Consider the following 14,353-nt stretch of genomic DNA (forward strand, 5'->3'; position numbering starts at 1 on the left):
GATCCGGGCTTTCGTCCACCTTTCCCCCTGCGGGAGCGAGATGGTCTTCGCTACTGCTCCAGTTGGAGCTGACCCAATCAATTTCAGATCGACTTGAGGAACTCGATGATTGCGTTGCGCTCCTCCGGAGACAGCGCAGGGCCAATGACGCCCTCATGCTTCTCGTTCGAGAATTCGTGGCCGGTATTGCGATTGGCGGGCCTCGACGTATCGATGATGAAGTAGCCCTTGCTGTCGTAGGTCCTGCCTTCAGGAGCGACCGTCCGTGTCACGATACCGACGCGGACAGGATCGAAGCTGGGCTCACCGAGCAGGAAGACTTGTGGGCGCTCCGCAACCGGGCTGAGCAGATCGTAGATCGTCGGCACCGAGCCGTTGTGCAGGAACGGGGCAGTCGCCCATACGCCGTTCAGCGGACGCGCCTTATAGCCGAAACCTGCCGCGAGACAGTTCGGCCGATCGCCTTCGATCTCCGCTTGGACCGTCCCGGTCGACCGAAGCCATTCGTCGATGCCGGATTGGACCACGGCGCCGAGCGCAAGCGCGTAGAGTTGCATCGCATGGTCCGAGAGGTGGATCGTATCCAGCGTGTTGTCAGCCTTCCGTTGGCAGACATCGATGTCGAGGCCGAGTCCTGGGCTGCTCTGGCCCGCCCTGGCCAGTTCGCTGCCGGCGGTGTCCACGGTGCGATTGCGCAGCACGTCGCCCTGGGCCGGATCGGTGCCGATATGGCTTTGCTTGATGATCTTGACGTTGAGTACGGATTCCCTCGTCTGCTTCTCCTGCCCATCGCGACCGCGCCAGCGGATAGGGCCGAAGTTCTTCCAGAACTCCGCGTCCGGGGCCTTGCCGTGCACGATGTCCGGCGTCAGCGCTGGAAGATGGCAGCCGCTGCAATGTTTGTCGTAGAGTTGGGCTCCCACGGCGGCCTTGGCTTTGTCGATCGCAGGAAAGCTGTCGGGCCAGGCTGGCGCATTCAGTCCGGTGAAGGCTTTCGCCACCAGCGGCTGGTCCTTTCCAGCGAGCTGTTGTTCGATCCAGTGCAGATTATCGAAGGGGATGCTGCTGGCAAAACGTCCCCCCTTGGGCGGGGCGGTGAGGTTGAGCTCCGCCGAAACCCCCATCGCCTCGCCGGCATTGCGCACCAATGGCTGCATAATCGAGCCGTCGTACTGCACCCAATCGAACCATGACGATGTCCAGATGTGCGGGTAGCTGACAGGGGCGTTGAGGTTGACGTAGTTGCCGTAGCGCTTGGGGTCGAGTGCGAACACCTGGTTGCCGATGCGATTGAGCGCATCGAGGCGGGTAAACCCTTCCGTGACGTCGATCCCAGCGGGCTGATCGATCAGAGCACCAAGTATTCCATCGAGCTCCTTGGACAGTTGGACGCGTGTAAGATCGCTGTACTCGGTTCCTAAAACGCGCTTCGCGAACCGCCCGAAGCGACCGTCGAAGAAGGGTAGCTTTGCCGACAAAGCGGTCTGTGCGAGCGCAGCGCGGAGCGCATTTGTCAATTGACCGAGATCGGTCACGGCGGGGCCGCCTTCAATGACATAGCGCTTCTCTTTGAAGATCAGTTGGCCGGTATGGCACGCGGCACAGGTCAATCCAACGGCAGTCTCCTTACGCGAAAGCCCGCGGATCGACTGAAACGGCGAATATGCAAAGCCGATCGGCAAACCGTACTCATTGTTCTCGCTTTCGGCAGACTCTATGAATCCAAACCGCAGTAAATAGCGGTTGTCAGAAAACCGTTCTCGTTTGAAAAAGGGGATAGCGAAAGGCGAGTTCAGCGGCGCTTCCAGGGCGAGAAACCATGACAGCGGGATCGGTAAGGTCTGCGTGCCCTGGGCTTTATGATGGAATCGATCGGCGTCTTCGGCGTTCCAGCCCTGATCGAGCGAAACCTGCTCGCTCGCGGAAACCGGTTCAGGGAGACCAGGCGGCGTCAGAGCTTCGATTGTCGCGCCAAGCTGGGAGCTGGTCATGACTGCGATCAAAGCAATGATCACGATGATCGCCAGAAGAGCAAGAAAGCGTCGCCACCAAAGGCGCCGAATTGCGCTGGCAACTGTCGACATGGCTCCCCCGTGTCAGCGAACGGCCTCCAGCAGAGAGCCGTGCAAACAGTAATACTACAACTACATGATCTTGTAGGCTTACCCCCGCTGTTGACGTCCTTGAGACGCGATCACTATTCTTTCTGACGTCACAATCGGTGGTCTGTGGAATGGGCGAACTTGACCGCATAACAAGAACATCTAGAGCGTTCGGACGAGCTCTTGTTCGAGCCGCCATCCCATCCTCGCGATCGAATTTGCAGTGACGTTGGGTCCGCTGTGGGAGATCGGGGGCTGTAATCCGCGGGAACGCGAGCGAACGGAATCGGCCGGGCGCCTGAGGGCAATAGGCTCGCACTCGGAGATCAGGCCTCCGTAGGGCGCAATGACCATGAGCATACATCCGGCCACGCCGATCACGATGATGCAGACGGCGAATTCGAGCCAAGCAACGCGGCTACCATTTAACGGCTTCGTTTTGCAAGCACGATGACGGCGTGGCTGACCTGAATTAGCAGCATCGGCGTCAGGCTGTAGCCCGCGACAATGCTCCACATCGTGAGCGTCGGTGGCAGACGTGGAAGACCTCTGTCATCGGCGGCCAGTAGAGAGGGACTGCGAGCAGAGGGCCGTACAGGCCGAGCGCAGCCAGACCCATGGATTGCGCGTGAACTCGTTGAAAACGGTACCGGAGCGGCTGCTGCGCATGGCGACGACGCGCCAGAGTTGTGCGAATGCGACGGCGAGGAATGTGGTGGTGACTATGGCCTCGCCCGTCCAGCCGGGCCGAAACCGCCAGTGTCCCCGCGGTTCTCGCGCTTACGAAGGAAGGCCTCATATCCCTCCGGGTCAACCTCCTTCAGGCGGTTCAGCGCGCGCTTAGCTTCCAGATCGGCGGACTTGCTATGACGCTGTTTGATCTTTTTACTTTTGCTTCCATCTCTGCGAGCTGTCCCGTTGCTGTTGGTACACTCTCGGGTATTGTCTCGAGCTTCGCGCTTGGTCGCGTCTCTTCGAGGCCTTCGACGCACCGATTGGGATGACGAGATGCTGCGGCTCGAATTGAACGACCTTCTCGAAGGTGGGTTTGAGCCCCGCTCGACGATCTGCACGAGGCCGTCCAGGCGCTGCTCGACCATCCGCGGCGGCGGCGGCGGCGGCTCCGGCGGCCTGCTGCCCGCAGGGCTGATCCAAGCGACCAAGTTTGCATCGTCGCTGTTGAAATGGTTGAAGTCGAGTCGACGTCAGCATCGTCACCTCCGGAGACGTCGGCGTCGCGGCACCGGAAGCTCTGGCAGTATTCCGAGAACGGCACGATCCCCGGCACCGACGACACCTAGCAAGGGATCGACTGCATGGCCCATCCTTCCGCGCAAACGCTCGGGTACCCACGCTAGTAGCCGTGTGCGAGCAGTAACGCCGTCGTGGTCTAGCTGCTGTTGTTAGTTGGTAAACTCACCGCCGTTTGTCGTGCTGGTGATTGCAACGCCGTTAACGCATGTTGTCAACAGCCGTTAACGTAAGCGGATCAACTTTCCGGACACGATGCAACCGCAGGCATAAATACACGTTCGTCTGCCTATTTTATAAGGCAGGCCGATCGTCGCAGCCAAAAACCTTTCCGAACATCGAATAGCGGCGAACAAGCGTAAACATCGACACGCACTGCTTTTGGCGACAATCAAAACGACCATCGACTCGTGCTCGTGACGATGACGAACGATGGTCAATCAAGCCACATCGGCATGGGATTCTGAGGAGGTGTCGCTTCTGCAATGCATGTGGAGCGCGGGCCACTCGGGGTCTGCGAGGGGTGGCGATGCGTATCTCGCAACGCCATCATCGGCAAGGTCAAGCGCATGAGAGCTCGCCGAGGCCAAGCAACGCAACAGGGACAAACGACGGCAAAGTCAGCAGCAGTCGCTATCGACTTTGATCCGGCGCTCGTGCAGGAGATGCTCGCCAAGATCGATGGCTATCACGCCGATCTCGCATCCGAACGCGGTTCGTCGATGGCGCGGTGTCGCAACATCCGCGATGTCGATCAGCAACGTCTACAAGGAAGTCAAAGCGCGGAGCTCATCGGCAACCCAACCATCGGCCGTCGCCCCGCGCGAGGGCAAGCGCCTCGAACACCCGCGGCAGCCGCTGACAGAGCACGGAGCGGTTGTCGCGGCAGGCCTTGTGGCCCAAGGCGCAAGCAATCCAGCTCTTGCCGACGCCGGTCGGGCCGATGATGAGCAGGTTCTGATGCCGGTCGATCCACTCGCCGGCGACGAGCTTTTGGAACAGCGGCTTGTCGAGCCCGCGCGGCGCCTTCATGTCGATAGTCGATCCAGTCCCAATTGATCTTGCCGGCGTGCTGAACCAGTTCGTGCTCCATGTTGATGACCTGCTTGAGCCTGGCCCGGAACAGATCACCTTCGTCCGTCGCCTTCGGCTTCTTCGGTCGCATCGGCTCCTCCCGATACGAGCGCCGAATCATGCCGTGCGATTCGAGGGAATCTCAAACTGCAAATTGCAGGTTCCGAGCTACCGCACTGTCAAAGCCTGCAATCACAAAATCGCCGCAGCCGAAAAACAACGACTCCAGATCAGCCCCTTACCTGTTCTTCACGGACGACTAAGGAGGCACGGATGAATCGCTCCATGAGTCAAAAACCAGGCGCACGCTTTACCGAGAAGCAGGGCCATTATCTGGCGTTCATCTATACCTATTCGCACATGTCCGGACGGCCACCCGCCGAATCCTGCATCCCCAGAAGCATCGAAGTCCTTGTGCCGCCAGAAAACTTGCCGATCCTAAGCTGGCCGGTATCAAACCATCAAGATCACTGTGACGAGCCACTAGCTAGTTTCGCCCTCACCTCGTGGCAAGAGGTTAATCGGATGCGTGTGGCGAGAATAACATCAAGCCGAAAGAACACCGAATTCAGAGTACGCCTAAAGGTTGCCTGGAAGATCGGCGCGAACGTTTGATCCGCGCCTTGGCGAGTCCGAGCCGTCACGGCGCAGGACAGCGCTTCTCTATCCGAGCGAAGCCGCAGCGTCCGCTGCCTTAATCAACTCAGGTGATATTTATTGAGTAGTTCGCCAAGCTCAGTCGCTTCAATCTTTTTTAGAATGAGCTCGCGCAGGAACGCAGGTCCCGGGATCTCAATTTCATTGCCGTCGCGCAGTCTACCCATTGCTGCAAGCAGCTTGCGAATATCATAGGTCGAGTTGAATACCTCGGGCACGCCACGTTCAATCTTGAGGAGGATATACACGGCTTCCATCGCGGTCCGAACGGAGTATTCCGTCGTGAAGATACAATCCCGTTCACCCGACTCCGCGAACTGGCCGATGAAGGCGAAATTGACCGCATCTTTCGGCACAACATCTGGCCGGTCGCCCGCCTGCCGCGGCATGAAGAAGGAAGTGACGTAGGGCATCATCACCGGGACCGTCTTGGCGGCCCCAGCGGCGAGTTCCGGTATACTCGCAACCGGCACACCGAGGTGATAAAGCCATTCTTGCGTGATTTCCTCGCCCGTACAATCTTGCATCGGTTTCCTCACGTAGTCGCCGGCTTTATCGACGAATAGCGAATAGAGCCAGACGACGACTTGATCGCTGGGCTGGCGCTTGAAATGCGGCTGGCGATTTGTGGTCCAACTGAGCAACCAGCTCGAATCTTTCACCGTAACGATGCCTCCTGTGACAACCCTGCCGCTGAACGGATCGCGTTTGGCGATCTTGCGGATGTATGCTGGAATGCGTTTGTCCAGGGTCGTGATCGTCGCCGATTCCCATTTGCTTGCAGGAATATTGCCGCAAAAGACATTTGGGCGTCCAAAGGCCGCATCTTTGGCCGCAATACGCCGCCACAGATCCCAGGCGGGCGCCGGTCCTTCGTTGAGCCTGGCGGCCGTGTGATGGTCCCCCATGTCCGAGTTTTCGGTCAGCGACCCGATCGTCATGAAAACAAGATCGTCGGCGCCAATAATGAGACTGCCCTCAATGCCATTCTCCAGCCAGCGGATGGCTGTGGCTTGCTTGCGGCCACGCTTTATGTCGAAATCGATATCGGTGACTACGACCCCGTAGCGAAAGTTGACGCCTTGCGCCAACAGCCATTTGGATAACGGCAGAACGAGCGATTCATATTGATTGTATTTGGTAAACTTCAGCGTACTGAAATCCGGCAGGCCGCCGATATGGTGGATGAATCGATGCAGATAAAGTTTCATCTCGAGGGCTGAATGCCATTCTTCAAAGGCGAACATGGTCCGCCAATAGAGCCAGAAATTGCTGTTGAAGAAATCTCTCCCGAACACTTCGTCGATGCGCTTGGTCTCCATCTGCTTACGAGTGGCAAGAAAAAGGGCAATCAGCTCTTTCTGGGCCTGTTCGCTCAGTGTGAAGAGGCCATCGGTATGGGCATCCTGCCCCTGCTTCACCGTCGCCCGCCGTAGTGTGTAGTTCGGATCATCCTTGTTCAGCCAGTAAAACTCATCGAGCACGCTGGCGCCTTCAAGTTCGAGCGATGGGATCGAACGAAACAGATCCCAGAGACACTCGAAATGATCCTCCATCTCTCTACCACCTCGAATCACGAATCCCCTTTCCGGATCCTGACAACCGTCCAACGCGCCCCCCGGAACCGTCTGTCGTTCGAGGATGGTGATACGGTCGCCACGCATCTGCCCGTCGCGGATCAAGAAGGCCGCGCCGGAGAGCGCAGCCAACCCCGAACCAACGAACCATGCTGTCTTGCTATCCACGCCGGCGGGTTTGCGGGGCCGAGCAAAAGCTTCGTAATTTCCACTGGTGTAATACATCGCGACATTCCATCTCGTTTGATGTGACAATCCGTCCGCTGATAGTCAGAAGATGTTTTCGACCGCCTGACACTTCTGCGGGACGCCGATCGTCAGACCGCCATCGACGACGATTTCGGAGCCGGTAAGATAAGAGGACTCGTCGCTAAGCAGGAACAAGACTGCCTGTGACACTTCCTGCGGCTCGGCTGGCCGCCCGAGCGGAATTGGAAAACCGGAAAGATCGATGTTCTCTGTCATCCGAGTGTTGATGAAGCCCGGATGGATAGAGTTTATGCGAACGCCGGACGCGGCGGCCTCCAAGGCAGCGGACTTCGTTATGCCCCGCACGCCGAACTTGGAAGCAACATAGGCGTGAAGCCCAGCACTACCCCTCAGCCCCTCAACCGACGAGATGTTGACGATCGAGCCTCCGCCCGCGCGGCGCATGGCAGGTAGGGCAGTCTGCATTCCCAAGAATACACCGGTGAGATTGACAGCCAGGGTCTTCTCCCACTGCTCGAGCGGGAACCGCTCGATGGGAGCCATACTCGCGATGCCTGCATTGTTGACGAGGCCGTGCAGCGCGCCGAACTTGCCCTCCGCAGCTGCGATCGCCTGGGACCATTCCCCTGGCTGGGCGACGTCTTGACGCACATAGATCGCGGATGGGCCAAGTTCGGCCGCGAAAGTCGCTCCTTCATTGTCAAGAATATCGGTGATCACGACTTTCGCGCCCTCGGCTACCAGCAGGCGCGCATGAGCGGCCCCCATCCCTCGAGCCCCGCCGGTTACCAAAATGACTTTTTCGCTCACACGTCCCATAACTCTTGGTTCCCTCGATCAGTGGCGGTGCAGGGGTTTTCAGCATCAAAAAGGATGACGGGCGTGTTGATCAAAATGGTTGAGAACGAGCATTGAAAGTCGGGCAAGCCAAGAGTTGCGGTCTGCACCACGCCCCGGACTCTTGGCGATCTGCCCTCTGCTACGTATCATCTTTGATTCCTAAAGCCTGTGCGCAGTACCCGTGTAAATTGGCGCTAAAGCACTTCGATAACGATTTCACGTCGCGAACATGCTTCCGCCGCTCAGGCGTTAGCCATCCTTTGGATTGTTGCATTGGCTTTGCCGAACTACCCCACCTTCTAGACGCCGACAATTTGCGACCGAATTTCCTCCGGTTTCGGAGATAGGATCGGTACCCGCGAGCGGAGCGATACCGGTGCCGAACGGTGCTGAGCTCCTTGTGGATCGAAAAGTGGGGCGCAGAACGCATGAGGTTCTCCTAAGTCTTGCGAATTGGAGTATCCATTCCGTGCAATCGCCGCGCCGAGACTCTGATGGGAAGTCAGCCTCACGTGACTCTTGCACAGGCGCTGGAGGTCTTCCGACTCACCACCGAGACGGCGATGTCAGGGCCTGCGTTTTCGACCATGCGAGCGATAATGTTGCGCTGATCTGGTTTAATCGAGACACAATGGCGATAGCCATGCTGTTGCGAAAACTCGTGAGAGAGCCTCATCGACTTTCTGTCCGGATACTTGATCATGTCGGGCTTTCGACATCGCGTCGTCAATCGGACAAGCGAGGAAGGCAACAGAACAATAGTCGAAAGTTGTCGGGTCACTCGTACCCAATTTGATGTCAGCCAATGAGCCGTATAAACCGCACGAGGTGCCTGGCATCGACGTTGCATAACGACTGATAGACAAATAGGAATCACCCACTCGCCTTGACGTCATCATCGGTGAGCACGCTCCGCCGGAATGGATGCACAATCAGGCGCATCCGGCAGCACAGGACAGCTGCCGGCTTCTAGAATGGAGAAGGTCAAGCGTGTCGGATGTTTTCGGATCGTTTAATCCGGCGGATTGAGGTGCAAGGCGCAGAAACGGCACTGCGGCCTCGCGTAGCGAAGATCGCTATCACCGGATCGATGTGCCGTACGGACTACCGAACCCACATCGCTGCCAGCGCAGTACAGTCGCTTCAGGGGCGCTTCAACAACCGGAGAGGCGCGGTGAGATGAATAGCTCAATCTCCAACCGCGCGAATTATTCTGAGATCAAGGAGGATGCGATGCCCGACGTCAAAGGCATTCCGCTTGATGCGCCTCTTTACCATGGGGGCAAAAATCGTGGCACTGCGTTTCTCGGCTGCCAAGCCATAAACCTTATGTTCAGCGTGGGGCACGAGGCGAATTGTTTATTGCCGAAGGAGCTAGCACCTGCAGCAAACCCTGCAATCGCCATTGTGGGGGTCGCGAGCTATCGCTCAAGCACTGTCGGGCCATACTTGGAGTGCTATTCAGGAATTCAAGTTCGTGATCCCGACGGTGAGACTGGCTACTACATCCCTTACATTTACGTGACGGTAAATGATGCAGCTCTCGCCTCGGGACGAGAGGTTCTTGGTGCTCCAAAAAAGCTGGCGCACATTAGACTGATCAGAGAAGGCGGTCTAATTCAGGGTACGCTCGAGCGTCCGAAAGGCAAGCGCCTGCTGACCCTTACCGCTCAACCAGACGAGCGCATGAGCTCGGATTCGCGGCAGATGTATTCTGCGCGGACGAATTTCTACTCGGTTCGGCAGCTGCCGTCCATCATTGAGTCCGGGAAGGGAGAGGTCACGCAACTCGTCAAATGGTGTACGGACCGAACGTTGCGACGCGACGAGCGTGGCGAAGAAGTTCTATTTACTGGACCAACCTCCCTAACTTACGACTCCCCCTCGATTATCGATCCCGTGCACAACTTGACAGTTGGCCAAGCCCTGCTCGGCACATACGAGGAGTATGACGCAAGGCTCGAGGCCATTGATATCCTTTCGGAGGAATCAAACCCGGTAAACAGATGATCGACGAGCTTGAAGAATTCATCCAATCCTAAATTGCTGCCAGGGCTGTCGGTTTGCCAGCTGACGGGCGGTATGTGGGGTTCACCTCCTCCCGGCGACTCATTCTGGAAGATGGTCGACAAGGCCGGCTTCAAGACCCACGTCTACAACAAGAATAGCGGCAATAAGGAGAAGAAGGCCGACGTGGCGATCGCCACAGCCATGATGGATGGGCGTTCAACATCATCGACAAGGACAACGACGATATCCTGCTGGTTGCCTCGTCAGAAGCAGACGAAAGAGCTGCGCCGGACATGTCGGCTACGGGCCGATTTTGTTGCAGAACTACCTTGAGGAGCGGTGCGAACCGTGATTCCGTCGAAGTGAAGCGGCTATCGACGGAGAGAATCGATGATGGGGCGGCGCAAGGGCGAGCAGGGTCATCTGTTCTATGCGTTCGACCTCGAGGCCGTAGTGCCGGACGACCATCAGGTTCGGCAAATTGCGGCAGTTCTCAATCTGTCGTGGGTGCGCGTCGAGCTTGCGCCGCATTACTCCAACACTGGCCGACCATCGGTCGATCCGGAGCTGATGATCCGGATGCTCATCCTTGGCTACGTATTCGCGATCCGCTCGGAGCGCGCACTATGCCGCGAGGTTCAGCTCAATTTCGCCTATCGCTGGTTCTGCGGCCTTGGCATAGAAGACAGGATCCCGGATCACTCGGCATTCACGCGCGCCCGCAACGAGAGATTTCGCGATCATGATGTCTTTCGTCACGTCTTCGAGCGCGTCGTCGCTTCGTGCATCAAGGCTGGCCTTGTCGGCGGCAATGGTTTCGCCGTCGATGCCAGCTTGATCGCGGCGGACGCCAATAAGTGCCGCTCGACGCCGGGCGATAAATGGAGCCACGACATCGACCCGATGGGGGCTAGGCGCGCCGTTCAGGACTATCTCGCCAATCTCGACGATCCAGCATGGGGTGTGCCACCGACGTCGTGCCGAAGTTTGTCGCGCCGTCCGACCCAGCCGCGCAGTGGACTGGCGCACTGCGCAACGCCGCGTTCTTCGCCTACGCCGACAATTACCTCATCGACATCAAGTTCGGTATTATCATGGATGTCGAAGCGTCCCGGGCGATCCGCCAATCCGAGGTTGGCGCATCCCAAACGATGATCGAAAGGACTGAGAAGACGTTCGGCATCAAACCCGACTGGCTCGTCGCGGATACGGCCTACGGCGCGGCCCAAAATCTCCACTTCCTGGTCGATGTGAAGGGGATCGCGCCCCACATCCCGGTGATCGACAAGTCACAGCGCGACGACGGCACGTTCAGCCGCGACGATTTCATCTATGACGAGGCGCGCGATCAATATGTCTGCCGCAGCGGCAAGATCCTGCCGCGCACGCGGACCACGCGGAGATGACGCTATCTCGTATTTCTCGCGCGTCGCCGATTGCCGCGACTGCCCGCTCCAAATCCAAGTGCTGTCCAAACTCGCCGAGCCGGAAGCCGCCACGTGCACGAGGCAGCGCGCGATGTCGCCCGGGCTATCGAAGACACCTGCCTACGATCAGACCCGACGAGATCGCAAGAAGGTTGAGATGCTGTTTGCGCACCTCAAGCGGATCCTGCGGTTCGACCGCCTAAGACTGCGTGGACCGGCCGGCGCGCGGTTCGAATTTACGCTTGCAGCAATAGCTCAGAACCTTCGTCGCTTTGCCAAGCTGGCGCTCCATCCACCCAACACGGCCGCACTATGCGTTGCGTAAGTGCGTCCGTCGCGTTGTTGCGTCAGGCATCAGTGCCCGGCCGTCTCCGCAGCCCATGCCGGGCAGGCGGCCAAGAGATCGCGAGCCCAAATTTTCAGATCTCAGCCCGGCTGAGAGCGTCGATCCTACCGACTTCTGCAACAAAATCGGCCCAAAAGCGCAAACCCGCATTTCTCTGCAGCTCGCTTCGCCCGCCGCAACGTGCTTTCAAGAAAAACGACATAGCAGTTGACTCTTTCTGAATACACTCTCCGATGGCGCGGACTTGATGATGCGCCTAAATGGTTTGCGATGCGCAATACAGCGCGACGCGATATAGCCGCGGGGAGGCAACATGGGGAACACCCTTGTTGTACACGCGAAACGTCTGCCTCAGTCTCAGAAAGCGCGACGGGCGGCGCAGTATGTCCGCATGTCGACGGATTACCAGCAATACTCGATTGAGAATCAGGCAGTGGTCATCGCGACCTACGCCGAACTTCACAAGCTAACCATGGTCCACACCTATCGTGACGAGGGAGAAAGCGGCCTCAGAATCGAAAACCGGGGGGCCTTACCGAACTGGTTGAAGACGTGCAATCGGGACGCGCTGACTTCGCTCATCTGCTTGTCTTCGACGTGAGCCGATGGGGACGCTTTCAGGACGTTGACGAGAGCGCGCACTACGAGTTCATCTGCCGCAAGGCGGGCGTCCAGGTTGCTTATTGCGCGGAGCAATTCGACAATGACGGAAGCCTTCTCGCTAGCATCATGAAGAATATTAAGAGAGTGATGGCAGCTGAGTTCAGTCGGGAACTCTCCGCCAAAGTTTTCGCAGGGGCAGTCCGACTGACGAATCGCGGCGATGATCAGGTCTCGCACGGATTATTACCACCTTTTAGGAGCGTGCCGGGGCCCTCAGATGCCGGCTTTTGCCGGCCGCGTTGCTCAAATGCATAGAGCGCTCCCTACGGGGCGCTCTAAGATCGTCAGTTACGCCTTCGGCAAACTGCCGGCGCGCAAGATGGCTTCGCATCTTGCTCGGACGCTTTGATGCTCGGTGCGCATGTGCATCGAGTAGATTTCCTCAAGCCCAAGGAAGACGTCTTCAACCGCTCCGGAGCCGCGTGCATTTTCGAGATCCTTTTCGACCCGTGCCAAAATCTTCAACTCTTTGGCGCAAGCTCTGTCTGCCTTTTGTTTTGTTACCGTTTTCACTGTCGTTTTCTCCGTCGATCTTTCTGAGATCGAGATAGTCGTCCGGAGCCAGAAATAAGCAACGACAGGCGCTCCCTCGCGCCTTTAGGCTTGCGCCACTGGACATACGCGCGAGGACGCAGGACTCTGAGGAAAACGATTACGCCTGCCGCACGAGGTTTTCTGGACCTCATCGCGACAATAGGAAATGCGATTCGGCCCTGTCAACGTTTAAGTTGTATTGTTTTTTATAACACGTATTGAACCATTAATTATATCGACACGCAAAGGTGCACCGTGTTTGAATCGCGCGATGAAGCGCAGCTCAAACCAAACTCGCAGATGTGGACGGAAAGCGAAGCTTTTCAACTGCTGCGTTGCTCGACGAGCCACGTGAGACATCTGCGGCTCACTCGTCAGCTCGGGTGTTATCCAGGCCGCCCCGGCCTCTCACAAGCCGATCTGGAAGTATACGTCGCGGCAGTGAAGATCATCAGAGTTCGAATGCCCGGAACAGCCAAGGGGTACGCCGTCGTACCGTCGCTTCGGCAAGGTGGCGGACCCACGCGATACGGTCGCCTTCCATTCGATCCGCCTGCCGACAGAGCCAAAGTCAGGCTTCAACATCGGCACCCACCGGAGGGCCGCTGCTTCCGGATCGGCGCTTGGACGTTCTGCGGTATGCTTCATGCGACGGTTAGCCGGGTGGGCACTTTAATCGGCGGCCGTCGCGCGACCGCCAGCTCCTCCCAGGCGGCCTGGACGCGGGCGCGGGCCGCGTCGAATATCTCGGCAGTGCCGCTCCGCGATCCTCCTCTGGCGAGCTGCTAGGCGACGATCGGTCGGGCCGAGGAATAGTGATTGTGGACCGCGGGCAAAGCCTGTAGCACCATGGTAGCGACGCGGCTACGTTGGGACGCATGACGGGCGGGCGCGTACAAGAGGAACTGATTGGCTGCTCCGACTGCGGCGGCAATGTCTCGTTTTCGGCCGTCGCCTGCCCGCACTGCGGCTCGCGTGAGCCAGCCGGTCATTATGTGCAAAGCTCCGAAGAGCAACGCCTACACCCGATCGAAGAGCTGAACGATCAGGCACTGATCGGCATGATTGTCTTGTGTACAGGTATCGGCTTCTTCTACGGCGCGGTGATGATCGGTCCCGGTGGCGCCGCCGGCTATGGCCTAGTCGGCGCTATCATCGGCGCATCGGCCGGTTTCATCATCAATGTCAGCCCCCGGCTGTTTGGATGATCCTGCACCGGTCACGCCGCCGACACAAACACCGGGAAATATCCCGGTGTCACAACCAATGATCGCGGGGAAGCCAATGCCGCCTCTCCTCAATCCAGTTCTCGCCAATCTAGCGCCCTCTGGGTCCGACCTTACCGTGTACGATGAAGAGCACATGACCACGTATTGGCGCCTGCTCGACGCCAATGCCGAGGGCGCTGACTGGCGCGAGGTATCGCGGATCGTCCTTGGTATCGACCCAGACCGCGAGCCCAAGCGGGCCCGGCAGGCATTTGAAACCCATCTTGAGCGCGCGCTCTGGATGGCCAACAGCGGATACCGTCAACTGCGAGGCGGGCCTTCGAAGGCTCCGTAACGGCAGCGAGCGCGGACAGTCTCTCGAGCAAAACGGCCGGCGGAGGTCATCCACCGCCGGCCATCTTACGCTGCCTTGGGCTGGGGGGCTGATTAGGCA

Annotated in this window: 11 protein-coding genes and 3 pseudogenes; 9 read left to right on the plus strand and 5 right to left on the minus strand. The window is 58.3% G+C overall.

Annotated features, from left to right (window positions below):
* Positions 1–83: 83 nt before the first annotated feature.
* On the minus strand, positions 84–2,084 hold the full coding sequence (locus tag ACM42_RS05395) for a c-type cytochrome (RefSeq protein WP_225153779.1): 2,001 nt from the start codon (positions 2,082–2,084) through the stop codon (positions 84–86).
* Between the two features lie 2,073 nt (positions 2,085–4,157).
* A pseudogene (locus ACM42_RS05400) lies at positions 4,158–4,382 on the minus strand (ATP-binding protein); the annotation flags it as partial.
* Between the two features lie 318 nt (positions 4,383–4,700).
* Here ACM42_RS05400 and ACM42_RS05405 point away from each other — a divergent pair.
* Positions 4,701–5,042, plus strand: coding sequence for a hypothetical protein (locus ACM42_RS05405; RefSeq protein WP_271526996.1), 342 nt, complete (start codon positions 4,701–4,703; stop codon positions 5,040–5,042).
* Between the two features lie 83 nt (positions 5,043–5,125).
* Here the strand turns inward: ACM42_RS05405 and ACM42_RS05410 are convergent, their stop codons facing one another.
* Positions 5,126–6,886, minus strand: a complete 1,761-nt coding sequence (locus tag ACM42_RS05410; RefSeq protein ID WP_225153782.1) for an oleate hydratase — start codon at positions 6,884–6,886, stop codon at positions 5,126–5,128.
* A 45-nt stretch (positions 6,887–6,931) separates the two neighbouring features.
* The gene (locus ACM42_RS05415; RefSeq protein WP_225153783.1) at positions 6,932–7,690 is read right to left on the minus strand and encodes a glucose 1-dehydrogenase; all 759 of its coding nucleotides are present in this window, start codon (positions 7,688–7,690) and stop codon (positions 6,932–6,934) included.
* A gap of 1,200 nt (positions 7,691–8,890) precedes the next feature.
* On the opposite strand from ACM42_RS05415, the gene ACM42_RS05420 reads away from it, so the two are divergent.
* The 6 genes and pseudogenes from ACM42_RS05420 to ACM42_RS05445 all read left to right on the plus strand — a co-directional run.
* Complete coding sequence (locus ACM42_RS05420) at positions 8,891–9,721, plus strand: acetoacetate decarboxylase family protein (RefSeq protein WP_225129179.1); 831 nt, start codon at positions 8,891–8,893, stop codon at positions 9,719–9,721.
* Between the two features lie 9 nt (positions 9,722–9,730).
* A complete protein-coding gene (locus tag ACM42_RS05425; protein WP_225129178.1) occupies positions 9,731–10,054 on the plus strand; it encodes a hypothetical protein in 324 nt (107 codons plus the stop codon).
* A 246-nt stretch (positions 10,055–10,300) separates the two neighbouring features.
* Positions 10,301–10,435, plus strand: a pseudogene (locus ACM42_RS05430) (transposase); the annotation flags it as partial.
* 242 nt (positions 10,436–10,677) lie between these two features.
* Positions 10,678–11,127, plus strand: coding sequence for a hypothetical protein (locus ACM42_RS05435; protein ID WP_271527475.1), 450 nt, complete (start codon positions 10,678–10,680; stop codon positions 11,125–11,127).
* Complete coding sequence (locus tag ACM42_RS05440; RefSeq protein WP_225153789.1) at positions 11,075–11,473, plus strand: transposase; 399 nt, start codon at positions 11,075–11,077, stop codon at positions 11,471–11,473. Before ACM42_RS05435 ends, ACM42_RS05440 begins: the two co-directional genes overlap by 53 nt.
* Before the next feature lie 334 nt (positions 11,474–11,807).
* A pseudogene (locus tag ACM42_RS05445) lies at positions 11,808–12,316 on the plus strand (recombinase family protein); the annotation flags it as partial.
* A 129-nt stretch (positions 12,317–12,445) separates the two neighbouring features.
* On the opposite strand, the gene ACM42_RS05450 reads toward ACM42_RS05445, so the two are convergent.
* On the minus strand, positions 12,446–12,670 hold the full coding sequence (locus ACM42_RS05450; protein ID WP_157785281.1) for a hypothetical protein: 225 nt from the start codon (positions 12,668–12,670) through the stop codon (positions 12,446–12,448).
* Between the two features lie 899 nt (positions 12,671–13,569).
* Between ACM42_RS05450 and ACM42_RS05455 the strand changes: the two genes are divergently transcribed.
* Together ACM42_RS05455 and ACM42_RS05460 are read left to right on the plus strand one after the other, a co-directional pair.
* Positions 13,570–13,899, plus strand: coding sequence for a hypothetical protein (locus ACM42_RS05455; RefSeq protein ID WP_050992060.1), 330 nt, complete (start codon positions 13,570–13,572; stop codon positions 13,897–13,899).
* Between the two features lie 154 nt (positions 13,900–14,053).
* Positions 14,054–14,254, plus strand: a complete 201-nt coding sequence (locus ACM42_RS05460) for a hypothetical protein (RefSeq protein ID WP_370091125.1) — start codon at positions 14,054–14,056, stop codon at positions 14,252–14,254.
* The last annotated feature ends 99 nt before the right edge of the window (positions 14,255–14,353 follow it).

It is taken from the genome of Bradyrhizobium sp. CCBAU 25338 (assembly GCF_028128965.1).
GTDB classification, from domain to species: Bacteria; Pseudomonadota; Alphaproteobacteria; order Rhizobiales; family Xanthobacteraceae; genus Bradyrhizobium; species Bradyrhizobium liaoningense.